This window comes from Kribbella sp. NPDC004138 (genome assembly GCF_053603655.1).
Genome location: NZ_JBSGFZ010000015.1, coordinates 68,754 through 86,840 on the forward strand (window position 1 = coordinate 68,754; position 18,087 = coordinate 86,840).

At 69.8% G+C, this 18,087-nt stretch carries 20 protein-coding genes; 12 read left to right on the forward strand and 8 right to left on the reverse strand.

The genetic code is table 11. The features are described from left to right. Window positions 1-11: 11 nt before the first annotated feature. Window positions 12-419, reverse strand: a complete 408-nt coding sequence (locus ACWEOO_RS21830) for a hypothetical protein (protein ID WP_452144548.1) — start codon at window positions 417-419, stop codon at window positions 12-14. A 355-nt stretch (window positions 420-774) separates the two neighbouring features. On the opposite strand from ACWEOO_RS21830, the gene ACWEOO_RS21835 reads away from it, so the two are divergent. Further along, window positions 775-1,320: a hypothetical protein gene (locus ACWEOO_RS21835; protein ID WP_452144549.1), complete on the forward strand. Its 546-nt coding sequence runs from the start codon at window positions 775-777 to the stop codon at window positions 1,318-1,320. Here ACWEOO_RS21835 and ACWEOO_RS21840 read toward each other — a convergent pair. After that, window positions 1,317-1,925, reverse strand: a complete 609-nt coding sequence (locus ACWEOO_RS21840) for a hypothetical protein (protein ID WP_452144550.1) — start codon at window positions 1,923-1,925, stop codon at window positions 1,317-1,319. The genes ACWEOO_RS21835 and ACWEOO_RS21840 overlap by 4 nt on opposite strands. Between ACWEOO_RS21840 and ACWEOO_RS21845 the strand changes: the two genes are divergently transcribed. Continuing rightward, window positions 1,891-2,316 carry a hypothetical protein gene (locus ACWEOO_RS21845; protein WP_452144551.1) on the forward strand — a complete coding sequence of 142 codons (426 nt, stop codon included), beginning with the start codon at window positions 1,891-1,893 and terminating at the stop codon, window positions 2,314-2,316. The two genes, ACWEOO_RS21840 and ACWEOO_RS21845, sit on opposite strands and share 35 nt — an antisense overlap. Before the next feature lies 1 nt (window position 2,317). On the opposite strand, the gene ACWEOO_RS21850 is transcribed toward ACWEOO_RS21845, so the two are convergent. Both ACWEOO_RS21850 and tdh read right to left on the reverse strand, forming a co-directional pair. Next, window positions 2,318-3,502, reverse strand: coding sequence for a glycine C-acetyltransferase (locus ACWEOO_RS21850; protein WP_452144552.1), 1,185 nt, complete (start codon window positions 3,500-3,502; stop codon window positions 2,318-2,320). Next, window positions 3,502-4,560, reverse strand: a complete 1,059-nt coding sequence (gene tdh, locus ACWEOO_RS21855; protein WP_363717644.1) for an L-threonine 3-dehydrogenase — start codon at window positions 4,558-4,560, stop codon at window positions 3,502-3,504. The genes ACWEOO_RS21850 and tdh overlap by 1 nt, the downstream gene beginning before the upstream one ends. An 84-nt stretch (window positions 4,561-4,644) precedes the next feature. Between tdh and ACWEOO_RS21860 the strand changes: the two genes are divergently transcribed. The 6 genes from ACWEOO_RS21860 (at window position 4,645) to ACWEOO_RS21885 (ending at window position 10,689) form a co-directional block, all read left to right on the forward strand. Then, on the forward strand, window positions 4,645-4,800 hold the full coding sequence (locus tag ACWEOO_RS21860; RefSeq protein WP_452144553.1) for a hypothetical protein: 156 nt from the start codon (window positions 4,645-4,647) through the stop codon (window positions 4,798-4,800). A gap of 33 nt (window positions 4,801-4,833) precedes the next feature. After that, window positions 4,834-5,379, forward strand: a complete 546-nt coding sequence (gene pyrE, locus ACWEOO_RS21865) for an orotate phosphoribosyltransferase (protein ID WP_359931116.1) — start codon at window positions 4,834-4,836, stop codon at window positions 5,377-5,379. Next, entirely contained in the window at window positions 5,379-6,080 is a 702-nt protein-coding gene (locus ACWEOO_RS21870; protein ID WP_359931119.1) for a hypothetical protein, read from the forward strand. The genes pyrE and ACWEOO_RS21870 overlap by 1 nt, the downstream gene beginning before the upstream one ends. A 64-nt stretch (window positions 6,081-6,144) precedes the next feature. Next, the gene (locus ACWEOO_RS21875; protein ID WP_452144554.1) at window positions 6,145-6,993 is read left to right on the forward strand and encodes a LemA family protein; all 849 of its coding nucleotides are present in this window, start codon (window positions 6,145-6,147) and stop codon (window positions 6,991-6,993) included. A 217-nt stretch (window positions 6,994-7,210) separates the two neighbouring features. Next, window positions 7,211-10,192 (forward strand): BTAD domain-containing putative transcriptional regulator, encoded by a 2,982-nt coding sequence (locus ACWEOO_RS21880; RefSeq protein ID WP_452144555.1) that lies wholly within the window; start codon window positions 7,211-7,213, stop codon window positions 10,190-10,192. Window positions 10,193-10,278: 86 nt separating this feature from the next. Continuing rightward, window positions 10,279-10,689, forward strand: coding sequence for a hypothetical protein (locus ACWEOO_RS21885; protein WP_359931128.1), 411 nt, complete (start codon window positions 10,279-10,281; stop codon window positions 10,687-10,689). Here ACWEOO_RS21885 and ACWEOO_RS21890 read toward each other — a convergent pair. After that, entirely contained in the window at window positions 10,683-11,381 is a 699-nt protein-coding gene (locus tag ACWEOO_RS21890; RefSeq protein WP_452144556.1) for a DedA family protein, read from the reverse strand. The genes ACWEOO_RS21885 and ACWEOO_RS21890 overlap by 7 nt on opposite strands. 60 nt (window positions 11,382-11,441) lie before the next feature. Between ACWEOO_RS21890 and ACWEOO_RS21895 the strand changes: the two genes are divergently transcribed. The 3 genes from ACWEOO_RS21895 (at window position 11,442) to ACWEOO_RS21905 (ending at window position 13,506) form a co-directional block, all read left to right on the forward strand. Next, window positions 11,442-12,065 (forward strand): TrmH family RNA methyltransferase, encoded by a 624-nt coding sequence (locus ACWEOO_RS21895; protein WP_452144557.1) that lies wholly within the window; start codon window positions 11,442-11,444, stop codon window positions 12,063-12,065. Then, window positions 12,055-13,227, forward strand: coding sequence for an alpha-amylase family glycosyl hydrolase (locus ACWEOO_RS21900; RefSeq protein WP_452144558.1), 1,173 nt, complete (start codon window positions 12,055-12,057; stop codon window positions 13,225-13,227). The genes ACWEOO_RS21895 and ACWEOO_RS21900 overlap by 11 nt, the downstream gene beginning before the upstream one ends. Before the next feature lie 93 nt (window positions 13,228-13,320). Further along, window positions 13,321-13,506, forward strand: coding sequence for a hypothetical protein (locus ACWEOO_RS21905; protein ID WP_355695300.1), 186 nt, complete (start codon window positions 13,321-13,323; stop codon window positions 13,504-13,506). A gap of 12 nt (window positions 13,507-13,518) precedes the next feature. On the opposite strand, the gene ACWEOO_RS21910 is transcribed toward ACWEOO_RS21905, so the two are convergent. From ACWEOO_RS21910 to ACWEOO_RS21920, 3 genes are read right to left on the reverse strand one after another with little or no spacing between them, the layout of a single operon-like run. Further along, a complete protein-coding gene (locus ACWEOO_RS21910) occupies window positions 13,519-15,255 on the reverse strand; it encodes an FAD-dependent monooxygenase (protein ID WP_452144559.1) in 1,737 nt (578 codons plus the stop codon). Beyond that, window positions 15,252-16,097 (reverse strand): intradiol ring-cleavage dioxygenase, encoded by an 846-nt coding sequence (locus tag ACWEOO_RS21915; RefSeq protein ID WP_452144560.1) that lies wholly within the window; start codon window positions 16,095-16,097, stop codon window positions 15,252-15,254. The genes ACWEOO_RS21910 and ACWEOO_RS21915 overlap by 4 nt, the downstream gene beginning before the upstream one ends. A 16-nt stretch (window positions 16,098-16,113) precedes the next feature. After that, window positions 16,114-17,154, reverse strand: a complete 1,041-nt coding sequence (locus ACWEOO_RS21920) for a maleylacetate reductase (RefSeq protein WP_452144561.1) — start codon at window positions 17,152-17,154, stop codon at window positions 16,114-16,116. Window positions 17,155-17,290: 136 nt separating this feature from the next. On the opposite strand from ACWEOO_RS21920, the gene ACWEOO_RS21925 reads away from it, so the two are divergent. Then, window positions 17,291-18,073 (forward strand): IclR family transcriptional regulator domain-containing protein, encoded by a 783-nt coding sequence (locus ACWEOO_RS21925; protein ID WP_452144562.1) that lies wholly within the window; start codon window positions 17,291-17,293, stop codon window positions 18,071-18,073. Window positions 18,074-18,087: the final 14 nt, after the last annotated feature.

The window sequence follows — 18,087 nt, forward strand, 5'->3', positions numbered from 1 at the left end:
CGCCGACAAGTTCAGCTGTAGTCCTTCTCGTCGTACTTCGGGAGACCGAGAAGCCGGCGGATCTGCGCGGACGGGGCCTTGCCGCCCGCGGCCGTGGCGAGCTTCAGGTGGTCCGCCATCTCCGACTTGCTCTCGCTGGCCGCGACCTCGAGCCAGTGCGGGCGCGCGGCCGCGTCCGCCTTCGCCAGGGCCCGCATCTGTGTCGAGACCCGGGCCGGCCAGATGGTCGACCGCAGCGCGGTGTACTCGGCGAGGTTCGCCGCGGCCACCGCCTTGGCCCTGTTCTGCAACGTCGCGAGGGACATGTTCTCGTTCGCGGCCTTCTCGAACCGCTCGAGCGCCACGTTGTACGCCCGGGTGATCTGCAGGTACTTCGCACCGGCAGCGGCCACCGTCATCGCCGACGGCGACGACCGCACGATAGGAACACTCCGCGCCGGGGTCGGCGGCGCGTAGGCCCCGCCCGGCGCCGACGGAGTCACCGAAGGCGCACTCGACAACGCCGGCGACGGCGCCGTCACCCCCGTCCCGGCATCGGCCCCGCATCCGGCCACACACGTCAAACACAGCACCCCGACAACGGCCAGCATCTGGCGCATAAAGCTCCTCACCCAGTGCGAACCGGACAACCCTAGCGGCGACGGCCGTCCTTCGCGCCCCGGCCCCTGAATCGTTCGGTTCCCGTGGATCTCGCCCTTCGCGGATGATCCCGAGCGGTCACTGCAGGTGCGATCTTGCTCCTGGAAGACCCGAGCGAACGAGGGAGCAGGAGTCATGGCCTTTGACACCTTCATGGCCTACGTCGGCGTGTACGACGACGTCGCCGACGCGGAGGCGGATTACCAGCTCGTCAAGGAGCTGCACACCAAAGCCAACCTGATCGACGCGTACGACGCGGCCCTCATCGAGCGTCGCGAGGACGGCAAGGTCAAGATCAGCAAGAAGCACGAGACGCCGACCCGGGCCGGCGGGGTCCTGGGTGGTGGCGTGGGGCTGGCCACCGGCCTGGTCGTCGCGCTGTTCCCGTTCGCGGCCATCGGCGGCGGGTTGCTCGCGGCCACGACCGCGGGCGGAGCCGTCCTGGGCGCGGTCGCGGGACATGCCTCCGCGGGGATGAGCCGGAGCGACCTGAAGGAGCTCGGCGAGAGCCTCGACGCCGGCCAGGCCGGGCTGGTGGTCGTCGGCGTGTCCGACATGGGCGCCAAGATCGAAGCGTCGATGAAGCGCGCGAAGAAGACCGAGGCGAAGGAGATCAAAGCCGACGCCGCCGAGATCGAACGCGACGCCCGGGCCGCCGGCGCTGCCCCTGCGGCCGGTTAGCCGAACGCGGGCGGGGGCGCAGTGGCCAGGCGAGCGGGATCCGGCAGCGCCGGATGGTTGCCGTTGATGGTGCGGATCGCCGGGCTGGCGCTGGCGGCCCTGCTCCTTGGTTCCTGTGGAGGGAACGGAGACGTCAACCTGCCCTCTCCGACGGTGACGCGCACCGCGAGCGGGTTGCCGTCCCCCACGGCGACGGTCCCGGAACCGACCCGCACGCCGGCGTCCGCGGAACCCAGTCGGACGCAGGCGTCGCCGCAGGTCCCGGAGCGAACCCGTACGCCGGAAGACACCGAGTCGCCGCCCCCGCCTGCTCCCTCCCGGACGTCTGCGCCGGCGCAGGCGGAGCCGAGCCCCACCAAGTCGTCGGTGATCGTGGTGGCCCCGACGCCGACGCAGACGGCGCCGCCCACCTCGCCGACGGAGACGGCGCCGCGCACCTCGCCGACGCAGACGCAGACAGCGCCGCCTACCTCGCCGACCCGGGCAGCGGCCACGCCGGCACCGACGGCCTCGCCGTCCGTGCAGCCGTCGTCGTCCGAGTCGAGCGGCCCGCCTTCATGGCTGTGGTGGGTGCTCGCAGCCGTCGTCGTGCTCGGGCTTGTCATCGGTGTTCTGCTGCTGGTGCGGTCGCGCCGCCGTGCCAAGTTCTGGCGCGACGACCTCGCATCCGCCGAGGGCGAGGTGGCGTGGTTCGCCCGCAGTCTCATCCCCGAACTCCGCCGGCTGGGCTCGCCGGCCGAAGTCGCCGGCGGCTGGAACATCGCCGCGAGCCGGATCACCGCGGTGGAGGACAAGCTGACCGCGCTCGAGCCGTCGGCCCCGGACGATGCCGCGCAGAACCGCGCCCGTTCGCTGCGCGACGCCGTACGAACGGCGCGGGGACGCATCGACGGCCTGCTGACATCGCCCGGCCCGGTCCTCGTGTCGCAGGGCCTGGACGCGGTGGCCGCCGACCTCGAGCAGGCCTTGCGGCCGCCGGCGCCCCCGTTGGGCTGAGTCAGCCCGCGAGGGCGTCCCGAGCCTCGATGAACGCCGCGATCGCGGTTTCGACGTCCTGGGTGGAGTGCGCCGCCGACAACTGGACGCGGATGCGCGCCTTGCCCTGCGGCACGACGGGATACGAGAACCCGATCACGTAGATCCCGAGTTCGAGCAACTTGTCCGCCAGCCGCCCGGCTTCCGCGGCGTCGCCGATCATCACCGGGGAGATCGGGTGGTCGCCGGGGAGGACGTCGAAACCGGCCTCGGTCATCTTGGTCCGGAAGAGCTTGGTGTTGGCCGCGAGCTTGTCGCGCAGGTCGCTCGACCCGCCGATCAGCTCGAGCGCCTTCAGCGACGCGGCGGTGACCGACGGCGCCAGCGAGTTCGAGAACAGGTACGGACGGGAGCGCTGCCGGAGCAGTTCGACGATCTCGCGGCGGGCTGACACGTAGCCGCCGGACGCGCCGCCGAGGGCCTTGCCGAGGGTGCCGGTGACGATGTCGACGCGGTCCTTCACGCCGAACAGCGACGGCGTACCGGCGCCGTCCGGGCCGACGAAACCGACCGCGTGCGAGTCGTCGACCATCACCAGCGCGTCGTACCGCTCGGCCAGGTCGCAGATCTCGTCGAGCGGCGCGACGTACCCGTCCATCGAGAACACGCCGTCGGTCGCGATCAGCCGGTACCGCGCGTCGGCGGCGTCCTTCAGCTGGGCCTCCAGGTCGGCCATGTCGCGGTTCTTGTACCGGTACCGGCGGGCCTTGGACAGCCGGACGCCGTCGATGATGCTGGCGTGGTTCAGTTCGTCGGAGATGATCGCGTCCTCGGCGCCGAGCAGGGTCTCGAACAGACCGCCGTTGGCGTCGAAGCAGGAGCTGTAGAGGATGGTGTCCTCAGTGCCGAGGAAGGTGCTCAGCGCAGCTTCCAGGTCCTTGTGGATCTGCTGCGTGCCGCAGATGAAGCGCACCGAGGACAGGCCGAAGCCCCACCGGTCGAGGGCTTCCTTGGCGGCGGCGACCACCTCCGGGTGGTCGGACAGGCCCAGATAGTTGTTGGCGCAGAAGTTCAGCACCTCGTTGCCGGTAGCAACAGAGATCAAGGCCTGCTGGGATGAGGTGATCACCCGCTCGGACTTGTACAGCCCGGCCTCCCGGATCTCGCCGATGGTCGCCGTCAGGTCGTCCCGCATCCGCCCGAACATCAGTGCTTCTCCTCCAGCGTCTCAGCCGTCCAGTCCATGATCACCTTGCCGCACTGCCCCTGGCGCGCCACGTCGAAGGCGCGCTCGAAGTCGCCGTACCCGAACCGGTGCGTGATCACCGGCGTCAGGTCGAGCCCGCGCTCCAGCATCACCGACATCGAGTACCAGGTCTCGAACATCTCCCGGCCGTAGATGCCCTTGATGGTCAGCATGTTCAGCACCACCGTGCCCCAGTCGATCGCGATCTCGTCCGACGGCAGGCCGAGCATCGCGATCTTCCCGCCGTGGTTCATGTTCGCGATCATGTCCCGCAGCGCGGCCGGCTGCCCGGACATTTCCATCCCGACGTCGAACCCCTCGCGCATCCCGAGGCTCTGCTGGGCCTGCGCGATCGACTCCTCGCCGACGTTCACCGCGTGCGTCACGCCGATCTTCCGGGCCAGGTCGAGGCGGTACTCCGACAGGTCGGTGATCACCACGTTCCGGGCGCCGGCGTGCAGCGCGACCGCGGCGGCCATCACCCCGATCGGGCCGGCGCCGGTGATCAGCACGTCCTCGCCGACGAGCGGGAACGACAGTGCCGTGTGGACGGCGTTGCCGAACGGGTCGAAGATCGCGGCGACGTCGAGGTCGACGGTGCCGTTGTCGTCCTTGTGCACCCACGCGTTCGTGGCCGGCAGCGCGACGTACTCCGCGAACGCGCCCGGCACGTGGACGCCGAGGCCGCGGGTCTTGATGCACAGGTGCCGGCGTCCGGCGCGGCAGTTGCGGCAGCGGCCGCACACCAGGTGTCCCTCGCCGCTGACCAGGTCGCCGACCGCGACGTCGCGGACCCCGACGCCGATCTCGACCACCTCACCGCAGAACTCGTGCCCGGTGACCATCGGCACCGGCACGTTCTTCTGCGCCCAGTGGTCCCAGCTCTGGATGTGCAGGTCGGTGCCGCACAACCCGGTCCGGAGCACCTTGATCAGGACCTCGTCGGCCTCGATCTTCGGCTCCGGTACGTCCTGCAACCACAGGCCTGGCTTCGCCTCGGCCTTCACGAGCGCCTTCATGCCCACATCGTCGTCCGGGGCAACCATCGGCGTCCATCGACACGTCGTGCACAGCCTTTACAGCCGAACTGCATACTTGGACGTATGCGGGGAGTAGTCAGGCGACTCGGAATCGTGTTCCTGGCGGTCGGGGCCGGGCTGCTCGGATGGATCATCACCTTGACCACCTGCCAGGACCTCTTCCACTCCCCGGACCGCTCGGTCGCCTTCGGCCACCTGGTGCGCGTGAGCAGCAAATAGGTGCGCCCCACAGGTGATCTAAGCTCAAGGCTCATGAGCTACGACCGGGACGGACTGCTGGAGCAGGTCAAGAGCAAGGCGATCGTGCACGGGCGGGTGACGCTGGCGTCGGGCAAGGAAGCCGACTACTACGTCGACCTGCGCCGGATCACCCTCGACGCCGCCGCGGCGCCGCTGATCGGCCCGGCGATGCTCGAGCTGACCAAGGACCTGGAGTACGACGCGGTCGGCGGGCTGACGCTCGGCGCGGACCCGGTCGCGATGTCGATGCTGCACGCAGCCGCCCAGCAGGGCCGCACGCTCGACGCGTTCGTCGTACGCAAGGCCGAGAAGACGCATGGTCTGCAGCGGCGGATCGAGGGGCCGGACGTGACGGGCCGGCGGGTGCTGGCGGTCGAGGACACGTCGACGACGGGCGGGTCGGTGCTGACCGCCGTCGAGGCGTTGCGTGAGGCCGGTGCCGAGGTCGTCGCGGTCGCGGTGATCGTGGACCGCTCGACCGGGGCGCAGGAGCGGGTGGAGGCAGAGGGGCTGGAGTACCGGTCGGTGTTCGGTCTCGAGGACCTGGGGCTCGGCTGATGCAGAGCAGCACCCTGCTGATCGTCCTGCTGGCGATCGTCGTCGGCGTCGGCCTCGCCTGGTTCAACTACTACCGCGCGAAGAAGCGCCGGGAGCTGTTCGCCGGTTTCGCCGCCCAGCACGGCTGGTCGTACGTCCCGGCCAACCACTCGCTGGCCGGGCAGTGGGCCGGTACACCGTTCCGCACCGGCGACAACTGGCGCGTCAAGAACGTGCTGTCCGGGCCGTACAACGGGCACCAGATGGTTGCCTTCGACTACAGCTACCAGACCCACACCACGAACGGGAAAGGCCAACGGCGGACGACCACCCACAACTTCGGCGTGGTCGTGCTGCAGCTGCCGGGCGCGCTGCCGCACCTCGAGGTGACGCACGAGGGGATCTTCGGCGGCGCGGTCGCGAACGCGTTCGGGTTCCGCGACCTCCAGTTCGAGAGCGAGCAGTTCAACCGGGCGTTCCGGGTCAAGGCCGACGACGAACGGTTCGGGCACGCGGTGGTGACGCCGCGGATGATGGAGATGCTGCTCGCCCGCGGCGAGATCGGCTGGCGGGTCGAGGGCAACTCGCTGGTCGGCTGGGACAACGGCGCGCACGACCCGACCGAGGTGCTGAACCGGCTCGCGCTGCTCGAGCAGGTTGTCCTGAACGTTCCGCCGTACGTCTGGCGCGACTACGCCGGCGTCGACCCCCGCCTGCGTTAACCACCGGGCGGACCCGGCTGGCCGTAGAGTCGCTGTCAGCACTGCCAACTCTCGGGAGCTCGTCATGGTCTGGGTCATCATCGTGATCGTCGCGGTGATCGTCGTTGCGGCGATCATGCTGATCACGTCGTACAACCGGTTCGTCAAGCAGCGGAACCTGATCCAGGAGTCGTGGCGGCAGATCGACGTCGAGCTGCACCGCCGGTACGACCTGATCCCCAACCTGGTCGAGACCGTCCGCGCGTACGCCGCGCACGAGCGGCACGTGTTCGAGGAGGTCGCCCGGCTGCGCACCCAGGCGGTGAACGTGCAGAACACCACCCCCGAGCAGCGGGCGGCGGCGGAGGGTGAGCTGTCCGGCGCGCTGCGTCAGATGATGATCTCGGTGGAGGCCTACCCGCAGCTGCAGTCGAACCAGAACTTCCTCGGCCTGCAGCGCGAGCTGACCGACACCGAGGACCGGATCGCGGCCGGCCGCCGGTTCTACAACGCGAACGTCGGCGACTACAACACGCGGATCGAGGCGTTCCCGTCGAATCTGATCGCGAGCGGCTTCAAGTTCGAGAAGGCCGGCTACTTCGAGGTCAAGGACGAGCAGGTGCGCGCGGTGCCGCAGGTTTCGTTCGGCACCATCGGCTCGGTCGCCGGTGAGCAGGCGCCGCCGCAGATGCAGCCGGGGGCGCCGTCGTCGGGGCAGATCCACCCCCAGATGCCGGGTGACCAGGGCAACTACCAGCAGGGCTACCCGCAGCAGCAGATCCCGGGCGGGTACCAGCAGCCGCAGCAGCCGCCGTACCAGGGCCAGCCCGGCCAGTACCCGGGGCAGTACCAGGGAGAGCCACCGGTGGGCGGGCCGCCTGCGGGTTCCCCCGCGCCACAGGACGGTCAGCCGCCATTCACCGGTGGCCAGTAGGCACCGGTCCCCGTAGTCCAGGACCCCCGACCCCGGACTCTCTCCCAGTGCCAGGCCCGGTGTGACGGCGGTCAAGTCGCCACCTCCGGGCCTGCCCTCCCCCCGGTACCTGTGTCAACTGTGCCGCACTGAGATACATCCGGCGTACATCGGCCTTCCCGGCGGGTACAGGCGGATGCCACGATAGGGCGGTTTCCAGAGTGGAGAGGTCGGACGAGTGGACAGTCTGAGGTACGGGATCCTCGGACCTCTGCGGCTCGTCCATGTCCAGGGCCAGCCGCTCAAGGCCGCCAAACCGCGTCAGCTGCTCGCCACGCTGCTGCTGCACCCCAACCGGTTCGTCTCGACCGATCTGATCGCGGACGCGCTCTGGGAGAACACCCCGCCGCGGTCGGCCACAGCGAACATCCGCACGTACGTCCGCGCGCTCCGCAGTGTGCTGCAGGAGGCCGGGCTGCCCGCGCCGATCGACACGTCGGCCGCCGGGTACAGCATCGAGGTCGGGGTCGACGAGCTCGACGCCAGCCTGTTCGAGTCCCTGCTCGCCGAGGGCGGCCACCTGCGGGACGCGGGTGACGGCCGGCAGGCGATGCGGGTCCTGTCCCGTGCCTACTCGCTGTGGCAGGGCCGTCCGCTCGAGGACCTGCCGATGCCCGCCGCGTGGGAGGGCACGATCTCCCGGCTCGAGGCGCAGCACCGCGGCCTCGTCGACAGCCTGCTGGATCTCCGGCTCGAGTACGGCGACGCCAGCGGTGCCGCCGTACTGCTCAGTGCCCGCCTCACCGAGGACCCGTACGACGAGCAGCTCTGGCGGCGGCTCGTCGACGCGCTGGTGGCGGCCGGCCGGGTGGGCGAGGCGCGCGCGGCGTACGCGAAGGCGGTGCAGACGCTCGCCGACGAGCTGGACATCAAGCCCGGTCCGGAGCTGGAGGCCGCCGGCGCCCGCGCCGAGAACGGCCGCTCGGCCAACTGGCCGAACCCGGGCGTCCCGGCCGACCGCACGGCGGACCGCCCCGAACCGACCGCCCAGCCCGGTCCGATGGCCGCGCCCGAGCTGACCGATCCACTGCGGCCGCCGAGCCAGCTCCCGCTCGACCTGGCCGACTTCAGCGGCCGGCAGGATCAGCTGGAGCAGCTGCGGGACCTGGTCTGCGGCCGGGATCCGGTGCGGCCGCCGATCGCCGTCATCTCCGGCGCACCGGGGACCGGGAAGACTTCGCTGGCCGTCCGGCTCGGCCACCTGGTTCGCGAGCACTTCCCGGACGGGCAGATCTACCTGGACATGCACGGCGCGACGCACCCGCGCGACCCCGCTGCGGCGCTGACCGATCTGCTGCTCAGCCTCAACCTGCCCGACTACGCGATCCCGACCGACCCGGAGCGGCGGTCGGCGATGCTGCGGTCCGAGCTGGCGAGCCGGCGGGTGCTGATCCTCCTCGACGACGTGGCCACCGCGGGTCAGGTGACGCCGCTGATGCCCGGTACCGGCGCGTCGGCAGTGGTCGTGACGAGCCGCAACCGGCTGATGGACCTGGCCGGCGCGGACAGTACGCCGCTGGACACGTTCGACGACCGGGAGGCGGCGCTGCTGCTGTCCTCGGTCGCCGGATCGGGCCGGATCGACCCGTCGTCGCCCGAGGCCGAGGAGATCCTGTCCGCGTGCGCGAACCTCCCGCTGGCGATCCGGATCGTCGGCAGCCGGCTGGCGCAGCGGCCGGACCTGAGCGCGCGGGAGTTGGCGCGGCGGTTGCGGGACGAGACTTCACGGCTCGACGAGCTGAGCATCGGCGAGCTCGCCGTACGGTCGAGCGCGGACCTGAGCTATGACGCGCTGAGCCCCGAGGAGGCCCGGCTGTACCGGCTGATCGGCCACTTCGCCGTGGGGGTCTTCTCCGCGCGGGCGCTCGAGTCCGTCGCCTCGCCGGCCGCCGTACGGCGGAGCCTGGACCGGCTGATCGAGGTCAACCTGGTCCGGATCAGCTCGGTCGACCACCGCGGTACGGCGCGCTACCGCGTCCATGACCTGCTCCGGCTGCATGCGCTCGGCGTCGGCGACGACGAGCAGAAGGCGCAGGCGGTGCGGGACGTCGAGGCGGTGGTCGACGCGATCCTGAACAAGATCCGGCGGGCCAACAACGCCCTGTCCTTCGAGTACTTCGGCGTCCTGGAGCACACCGGTCCGCTGACCGCACCCGATCCGTCGCCGTTCACCGAGACCGACGCGATCGCCTGGTTCGACAGCGAGCGCAGCACCTTCGTGCCGGCGATCCGTGCCGCGGCGCAGAACGGATTGCACGAGCACGCCTGGCGGATCGCGGCCGCCTGGGGCCCGTACCTCGACCTCCGGGCCGGGTTCGACGACTGGAACGGCTCGCACCAGCAAGGGCTGCAGAGCGCGATCGCCTGCGGGGACCGGCACGGCGCGGCGATCATGCACCGCAACCTCGGCCAGCTGGCTCTGTACCAGGACGACTGGGAGAACGCTCGCCGGCACTTCGACGCGGCCGCGCAGGCGTTCGCCGAGGTCGGCGACCGGCTCGGTGAGGGGATCGCCGCCGTCGGCCTCGGCACCTGGCTGCGGGAACGCGGCGAACGCGAGCGGGGCCTGGAGCAGTACGAGAAGGCGATCGAGGCGTTCGTCGAGGACGGCAACGCGAACGCCGAGGCGCTGGCGCGGACCGCCGCCGCGAACGTCTACCTGATCCGCGGCGACCTGGTCACCGCCCGCCGGTACCTGGCCCAGGCGTTCCTGATCGCCGTACGGCGGGCCGATGCCCACCGCGAGGCCAAGGTCCGCCGCCGGATCGCGGCGCTCCGGGTCAACCAGGGACGGCACGACGAGGCGGTCCGGCAGCTGCGCAAGGCGCTCGCGATCTTCGACGGGATGGGCGACGACCACTGCGCGGCGTACACCCGGGCGCTGCTCGGGCGGGCGCTGATGGAGCGTGGCGAGGTCGCGGCGGCCCGGAAGACCCTGCTGGACGCGATCGACATCGGTCACCGCCTGGGCGACCGGAGCGTGGAGGGCGACGCGGCGCAGCACCTCGGCGAGCTCTATCTGTCCACCGGAAGCCTGGACAACGCCCGCCGTACCCTCGAACGCGCCGCGCGCGTGTGGCAGCAGGCAGGGAACGACGCTGCCGCGTCCGAGTGCCGGCGGCTGCTGACCGGATCAGAGGCTGCTGTCGCCGCCGGCTGAATGTACGGCGGCTGTATACGGACCCAGCACGCTGTGAACATGCCGCGGCAAGCAGGCCGAGGACGGGGGATCGGGGGAGAACACCTATGGCCTGGGGGGAGCTTGCTGTGGAGGGGCGTGACGTCTCGCGGGTCGCGAACCCGCGGGACACCGAAGCGGCGCTGAACTGGCAACTGGAGCGAGTTGGCTCCGCGGCGTGGCTGGACTGGCCGCTGAAGTTCCAGCGGATGGCGTTCGGCTACGCGCACGACAGCGGCTGGCACGACGCGGCCGACGCGGTTCGTTGGCTCGACCACCATGCCTTGCTCCGTGAAGGGGCGGCGCCACGGGGGGCGCTGGTCTGGTACCAGGCGGCAGACCGGATCCGGGTGGCTTGTTCGCTCGGCTCCGGCCAGGTGGTCGGCCCGCTGCCGACCGGTCCGGTCGACGTCGCGGAGCTGTCGCTCCTGAGCGCCGACTGGGTCTGGTCAGACCCGCACTTCCCCTTCGGTCACTGACCGTTGCCGATCGGGTGCTTGGGGGCGGCGTGCTTCGGCGCGTCGCCGGCCCGGCCGTTGCGGTTGCGGCGGCGGGCCAGGAAGTACTCGACGACCATCGGGACCAACGAGACCAGCACCAGCAGGATCAGCGCCGACTCCAGGTGGTCGTGGATGAACTTCACGTTGCCGAGCGCGTGCCCGAGCAGCGTGATGCCGCAGGCCCAGAGCACCGCGCCGATCCCGGTCCAGAGGAAGAACTTCTTCGCGTCCATCCGCCCGGCGCCGGCGACGACGGTGATGAAGGTCCGGACGATCGGCACGAACCGGGCCATCACCAGCGCGCGGGGGCCGTACCGCGCGAAGAACTCATGCGTTTGCTCGATGTACTTCGGTTTCAGGAACCGGGCGTTCGGATTCCGGAACAGTGACGTTCCCAGCACCCGGCCGATGTAATAGCCGGACACGTTGCCGAGGAACGCGGCGACGGTCAGCAGCACGCAGGCCAGCCAGAGCGGTACGTCGATGCTGCCTTGCGCGATGAACAGGCCGACCGCGAACAGCAGCGAGTCACCGGGCAGGATGGGGAAGAGCAGCCCGCACTCGATGAAGACCACCAGCAGCGTGCCCCAGAGGGCCCAGTCACCCAGCCAGTGCAGCAGGTACTCCGGGTCCATCCAGTTGGGCATCAGCATCGCGACGAGAGCAAGCACGCGGACAGGGTAGCGTCCCGACCTGTGCATGAGCTGAGCAGCGACCTACGGGGAGCGGACATGGTGGGCCCGAACGAGGTCGGCGTCGGCCCGTGGGAGGGCGACTGGCCGGACGACCCGCGGCTGGACCCGGAGCTGCTGGCGGCCGGCGACCGGCGCAACGTGGTCGACCGGTACCGGTACTGGAAGCTCGACGCGATCGTCGCGGACCTGGACCGGCAGCGGAACCCGTTCCACGTCGCGATCGAGAACTGGCAGCACGACCTGAACATCGGCTCGGTCGTCCGGACCGCGAACGCGTTCCTGGCCGCCGAGGTGCACATCGTCGGCAACCGGAAGTGGAACCGCCGCGGCGCGATGGTCACCGACCGCTACCAGCACGTCCGGCACCACCCGACCCTCGCCGACCTGGCGTCGTACGCCGCTGTGAACCAACTCCCGGTCATCGGCATCGACAACCTGCCGGGCTCCGTCCCGCTGGAAACCTACGACCTGCCCCGCGCCTGCGTCCTGCTCTTCGGTCAGGAGGGCCCCGGGCTGACGGAGGAGGCCCACCAGATCTGCACAGCGGTCCTGTCGATCGCCCAGTTCGGCTCCACCCGCTCGATCAACGCCAGCGCCGCGGCCGCCATCGCGATGCACGCGTGGATCCGCCACCACACCTTCGGTCAACATGTGGGCTGATCACGCGATCTGGTGGCAGGTCTATCCGCTCGGTTTCACCGCGGCCGAGTCCGTCGCCCAGCCGGCTGTCGTCCACCGCCTGCCGCAGCTGGAGAACTGGCTCGACTACACGATCGAGCTCGGCTGCTCAGGCCTGCTCCTGGGCCCGGTCTTCGCCTCGGAGACGCACGGGTACGACACCGTCGACCACTTCCGAATCGATCCGAGGCTCGGTGACGAGGCCGACTTCGACCACCTGGTGGACGCCGCGCACGCCCGTGGCCTGCGGATCGCGCTCGACGGCGTCTTCAACCACGTCGCGCGGTCGTTCGCGCATCCGGAGTGGTTCCGCGGTGGCGACGTGTTCGAAGGTCACGAGCATCTGGTCGCGTTGGACCACGGCAACCCCGACGTCGCTTCCTATGTGGGCGACGTCCTCCGCTTCTGGAACGACCGTGGCGTCGACGCGTGGCGCCTGGACGCCGCGTACGCCGTACCGCCGGGGTTCTGGCGCGCAGCACTGCCGCGGGACCGCGACACCTGGTACTTCGGCGAGGTCATCCACGGTGACTACGCCGCGTACGTCGAACAGAGCGGCCTCGACTCCGTCACGCAGTACGAGCTCTGGAAGGCGATCTGGAGCTCGCTGAACGATCGCAACTTCTTCGAGCTGTCGTACGCCCTCGGCCGGCACAACGCGCTGCTCGACACGTTCGTCCCGCAGACGTTCGTCGGCAACCACGACGTGACCCGGCTGGCGACGCGGCTCGAGGACGAACGCCACCTCGGTCACGCGCTGGCGATCCTGTTCGTCGTGGGCGGCGTCCCGAGTGTCTACTCCGGCGACGAGCAGGCGTTCCGCGGGCTGAAGGAGGATCGCGCCGGCGGCGACGACGCGATCCGCCCGGCGTTCCCGGGATCGCCGGACGAGCTCGCGCCGTACGGGCTGCCGACGTACCGGCTGCACCAGGAGCTGATCGGCGTACGGCGGCGGAACGCGTGGCTCACCCGCGCCCGGACGACCGTCGAGCACCTGACCAACGAGACCATCGCGCTGCGGAGCCGGCACGGTGACGACTGGGTCCTGCTCCTGCTGAACGTGTCGGACGAGGAGCAGCCCTTCCCGCTCGACGACACACCGCCGGTCCCGGCCCACAGCTGGAAGTTATTGACGAGTCCGTAACCTCCTTGCGCTTGCGCCCGTTGTTCTCGGTGAGACAGAAGTGAGGCCTTCTCGTCGCACTGCCTTTGCGACGGGAATCATGGGGGTTTGCTGATGAACGCTCTGTGGGACGAACTGATACACGAGCTGGGCACCGTGCGCGCCTTGAGCGCGGCGGCTCTGGAGGCGCGCTCGGAGACCTCGCGGGTCGCGCTGATCACGCTGCTGGACGCCGAGACCGCGGAGATCTCGGCCATCCTCGACCGGATCCTCCGCGCGGACGCGACGTCAGCGGCCTAGGCCCTCGCTGGATCACCAGACAGGACCTAGCAATCCGTTCACTGCTTGACGAAGCGTTTCGGTCGCGTCTTCCGGCTGATCGAACGCGCGGTACGCGATGTGCGCGTCGGGCCGGACGAGCAGACACCCCTCGTCCGGGATCTCGCGCACCCGCGCCCAGTCGCCGTACAGGTCATCGAGCTCCCGGCCGGGTCCGATCACGAGCGGCTCGATCGGTACGCCGAGTTGTTCGGACACCGACTGCGCCGCCTTCACCCAGGCGTCGCCGCCGATACCCGTGAGCAGGGTGAACCGGCCCTTCCCGACCACGTCCAGCGTGCTCACGGTGTCCGATCCGCGCGTCAGCCAGCAGTGTGGGATCCGCGCACCCGGCCAGGTCGTGGGGTGGTAGTACAGCTCGTGGTCCCGTTCGTACGGCGGCTCCGGCGTACCGTCGTCGACGACCGCGGACGACCGGTAGCGCTGCCCGAGCTCGACGCCGTGCGCGTTGAACTCGTAGTCCTTCAGCTCGATCGCCTTCCGCAGCTCCTCGCGCTGCTCCGCCGCGGCCGGTGTGTCGTCCTTGCGGGAGTCGATCGTGCGGCCGGCCGGGGCGTCCGGTGTCATCCCCAGCGCGCGGAAGATCTGCCCGAACTGGGTGCGGCTCTTGTTGGCGCGGTCAACGATCTGCTGTGCGATCGGTGCTCGCTCGTCGTTGTAGCTGTCGAGGAGCTTCGGCGCTGCCTGCCCTTTGAGGACCAGCGCGAGCTTCCAGGCCAGGTTGTACGCGTCCTGGATCGAGGTGTTCGAGCCGAGGCCGTTGCTCGGCGGGTGCCGGTGGATCGCGTCGCCCATGCAGAACACGCGGCCCTTGGACGTCTTCTCGGCGTACATGTGGTTGACGCTCCACACCGACGTACTCTTCAGCTTCACGTCGATGGTGTCGTCGCCGACCAGGTTGTGCACGATCTCGGTCGCCATCGCCTCGTCGACCACGGGGGCGGGCTGGTTGATGTCGTAGCCCCAGACGATCAGCCACTCGTTCCAAGGGCGAACCATCCGGACCAGGCCCGCGCCGATGCCGCCGATCTGCGCGCCGGGCTGCAGCACCCAGTACAGGACGCTCGGCCGATGCGCGACGTACCGGCTCAGGTCCGCCTCGAACACGATGTTCATCGAGCCCTCGATGTCCATCGCGCCGGCCATCGGCAACTCGATGTCCTGGGCCACCTTGCTCCGCCCGCCGTCCGCTCCGATCAGATACTTCGCGCGGATCTGGTACGTCGTACCGCTCAAGCGGTCCCGGACCGTGGCGGTGACGCCGTCGTCGTCCTGCTCCAGACTCTCGTACTCGGTGTTGAAGCGCAGCCGCGCGCCGCGACTGGCCGCCGTGCTGACCAGGATCGGCTCGAACAGCGTCTGGGGGAGATCCATCGGTAGGCAAGGACTCGCCTCCGTGTAGTCGGCCAGGCGCCGCGGATGCGTGCCCCAGGTGCGGATCCGGCCGATCTCCTCTCCGGCGAGACTGGTGCAGAACGCGGTCTGCCCCATCAGGTCGTGGGCGGTGCCCTTGTCGACGACCTGGTCCTCGATGCCCATGTCGCGCATCAGTTCGATCGTGCGCTGGTTGGTGATGTGCGCGCGCGGCGTGTTCGCGGTCCAGCCGTACCGGGTGAGGACGATGTTGTCGATGCCGTACGTCGACAGGAACAGCGAGGCGGCTCCGCCGGCGGGGCCGCTGCCGACGATCAGGACGTCTGTGGTGATCACTGCTGCGTCTCCTCGGTGGTGGCGAGCACGAGGTCGTACTGGACGGCGTAGTAGGTCTTGCCTTCGTCGGTGTGTTCGGTGAAGTCCGCGATGAGCGACTGCTTGACGCCGAAGACCGCGTCGGTGTCGAGGTACTCGTCGCCGGCCGCGAAGACGTGCGTGATGAGACGGGCGTAACCCGGAGCCGTGACCATGAAGTGGATGTGGGCGGGACGCATCGGGCCGCGACCGCCGGCCCGGAGCAGCTCGCCGACCGGCCCGTCGTCGGGGATCGGGTAGGCGACCGGCTTCACGGCCCAGAACCGGTAGTTGCCATCGGCATCGGTGGTCAGGTGCGCGCGGTTCTGCGGCGCGTCGAGATCCTTCTGCACGTCGTAGAAGCCGTCCTCGTCGGCCTGCCACGTCTCGACGAGTGCTCCTGGGATCGGCTCGCCCTTCGTGTCGAGGACACGCCCGCTCACCAGGCACGGCTGTCCAGGGGCTCCGTTCGAGATGTCGTCGCCGAGCTGTGCCTCGGGGGAGCCCTCGACGAAGAACGGGCCGAACACGGTGGACTGCGTGGCCTCGGGCGGCTTCCGGTTCCCCAGGCCCACGGTGAGCATCGACAGCCCGAGTACGTCGGCCAGCAGGACGAACTCCTGCCGCGTGCCGGTCGAGATCTGGCCGGTGCGGGTGAGGAAGTCGATCGCGGTGAAGTACTCGTCCTCGGTGAGGTCGACCTCGCGCGCGAACGCGTGCAGGTGGCGCACCAGGGCGCCCATCACCTCCTGGTAGCGGTCGCTCGGACTGTCGTCGAAGCTGGCCACCACGGCAGCGGTCAGGTCGTCGCCTTGCAGATCCATCCGATCTCCTCGTTCATCAAGGTCGAGTACCGGACCAGGCGCGGGTCAGGATGTCCCGCACCAGGTCCTCGGTCACCGGGATCGGGTTGTCCGTCGGCTTGAACTTCGCGGCCGCCTCGGCGACCTGCGCCTCGGTCAATCCCAGCTCCCGCAAGCTCGTCGGCACGCCGGCTGCCTGGAACAGGTCGAACACGCCCCGCGCCAGGTCCTCGGTGCCCAGGGCGGCTTCCAGCCGCGCTTTTGCTTGGGGGACTGAGGAAGCGTTGACTCGGGTCACCTGCGGGAGGACGGCCGCGTGCGTTTCCGCGTGCGGCAGGTTGTAGGTACCACCAAGCAAATGGCACAGCTTGTGGTGCAGCCCCGTGCCGGCCGTCCCCAGCGCAGATCCAGCCAAGCAGGCGCCGTACAGAAGCTTCTCCCGAGCACCCAAGTCGTCGGCCTCGACCAGCACGTCCCGCAACCCGCCGCTCAACGCGCGCAGTCCTTCAGCCGCGGTCATCTCCGTGATCGGATCGGCCTTAGGCGTCCAGACCGCCTCCACACAGTGCGCGACCGCATTAGCCACACTCGCCGCCGTCACCTTCAACGGCAGCCCTCGACTCAAAACCGGGTCGTAAACAACCACGCGAGGCAGCACGCGCATATCAGTCCCCGTCGTCTTACTTCCACCAGCAGTCTCCCCCCACACCGGCGTCATCTCAGACCCCGCATAAGTAGTAGGCACCGCCACAACCACAACGCCCCCACCGCCAACCTCGGCGGTGCTGGTTGCTGTGAGGGCGATTGCCTTGGCGAGCCCGATGGCTGAGCCGCCTCCGATGGCGACGATCGCGTCGGCGCCGACCTCGCGAGCCCTGGCTCGCGCGGCGGTGGCCACCTCGGTGGGTACGTGTTGTGCCACGCCGTCGATCCGTCCGGCGAAGCGGCTGCCCAGTTGCTGTTCGATCACGTCGGCCGCGTCCCGCGCGGAGTTCGTCGCCACCACGAGCGCCCGTCGTACACCGAGCGCCTCGACCTCACCCGCGACCCGGTTGAGCGAGCCGGCTCCGAACGCCACCCGCCCGGGCAGGAACGTGTGGACGAACCCACCCCCGGGTGTTGTCGCCTCGGGCTCGGCTGGACGTGGCATCGGCAGCTCCGCTAGGATTTCGCTCAGCGAATAGTTCTTCTTTCAACGAAAAGCAGGCTAGCCGATGCCGGGTGACGCGTCTACAGGCACGTTTCTGCAGGGCCTGGAGCGAGGCCTCGCGGTGATCCGCGCGTTCTCCGCCGCGGCGCCGTCCCTGACGCTGAGCGAGGTCGCCCGCGCGGTCGGCATCACTCCGGCGACGGCCCGCCGGATCCTGCTCACCCTGGAAGAGCTCGGCTATGTACGCAGCGACAACCGCCGCTTCTCCCTCACCCCGCGCGTCCTCGCCCTCGGCTGGGCGTACCTGTCCTCACTCGACCTCGGCGAACTCGCCGGCCCGTTCATGGACGAGCTGAGCGCCAAGACCCGCGAGTCGTGCTCGATCGCAACGCTCGACCTCCCGGACATCGTGTACGTCGCCCGCGTTCCGACCAGCCGGATCATGACCGTCGCGCTCGGCGTCGGCGCCCGGCTGCCGGCGTACCCGACCTCGATGGGCCGCGTCCTTCTCGCCGGCCTGCCCGACGACGCCCTCACGGCGTACCTCGACACGCTGCAAGCCGAGCCGCTCACCGACCGCACGCTCACGGCTCCCGAGGACCTCCGCACCGCCGTCACCCAGGCACGCGCCGACGGCTATGCCCTCGTCGACCAGGAGCTCGAACTGGGCCTGCGCTCCATCGCCGCCCCGATCCGCGACTCCCGCGGCCGCGTCATCGCCGCCCTCAACGTCTCCGCCCATGCGTCCCGCTCGACCTCGACGTCGCTGTGCGAGGAGTTCCTTCCACACCTGCAGCAGGCGGCCCAGCACATCACCACCGCCCTCACACACCGCGGCCACTTCTGACCCCAAAACCGGAA

What these genes read in the sequence shown, in the direction of transcription:
- ACWEOO_RS21835 (WP_452144549.1), top strand. Translation starts at nt 775, where the DNA reads ATGGCCTTTGACACCTTCATGGCCTACGTCGGCGTGTACGACGACGTC.
- ACWEOO_RS21840 (WP_452144550.1), bottom strand. Translation starts at nt 1,925, where the DNA reads ATGACAAGCCCGAGCACGACGACGGCTGCGAGCACCCACCACAGCCAT.
- ACWEOO_RS21850 (WP_452144552.1), bottom strand. Translation starts at nt 3,502, where the DNA reads ATGTTCGGGCGGATGCGGGACGACCTGACGGCGACCATCGGCGAGATC.
- tdh (WP_363717644.1), bottom strand. Translation starts at nt 4,560, where the DNA reads ATGAAGGCGCTCGTGAAGGCCGAGGCGAAGCCAGGCCTGTGGTTGCAG.
- ACWEOO_RS21860 (WP_452144553.1), top strand. Translation starts at nt 4,645, where the DNA reads ATGCGGGGAGTAGTCAGGCGACTCGGAATCGTGTTCCTGGCGGTCGGG.
- pyrE (WP_359931116.1), top strand. Translation starts at nt 4,834, where the DNA reads ATGAGCTACGACCGGGACGGACTGCTGGAGCAGGTCAAGAGCAAGGCG.
- ACWEOO_RS21870 (WP_359931119.1), top strand. Translation starts at nt 5,379, where the DNA reads ATGCAGAGCAGCACCCTGCTGATCGTCCTGCTGGCGATCGTCGTCGGC.
- ACWEOO_RS21875 (WP_452144554.1), top strand. Translation starts at nt 6,145, where the DNA reads ATGGTCTGGGTCATCATCGTGATCGTCGCGGTGATCGTCGTTGCGGCG.
- ACWEOO_RS21885 (WP_359931128.1), top strand. Translation starts at nt 10,279, where the DNA reads ATGGCCTGGGGGGAGCTTGCTGTGGAGGGGCGTGACGTCTCGCGGGTC.
- ACWEOO_RS21895 (WP_452144557.1), top strand. Translation starts at nt 11,442, where the DNA reads ATGGTGGGCCCGAACGAGGTCGGCGTCGGCCCGTGGGAGGGCGACTGG.
- ACWEOO_RS21900 (WP_452144558.1), top strand. Translation starts at nt 12,055, where the DNA reads ATGTGGGCTGATCACGCGATCTGGTGGCAGGTCTATCCGCTCGGTTTC.
- ACWEOO_RS21905 (WP_355695300.1), top strand. Translation starts at nt 13,321, where the DNA reads ATGAACGCTCTGTGGGACGAACTGATACACGAGCTGGGCACCGTGCGC.
- ACWEOO_RS21915 (WP_452144560.1), bottom strand. Translation starts at nt 16,097, where the DNA reads ATGGATCTGCAAGGCGACGACCTGACCGCTGCCGTGGTGGCCAGCTTC.
- ACWEOO_RS21925 (WP_452144562.1), top strand. Translation starts at nt 17,291, where the DNA reads ATGCCGGGTGACGCGTCTACAGGCACGTTTCTGCAGGGCCTGGAGCGA.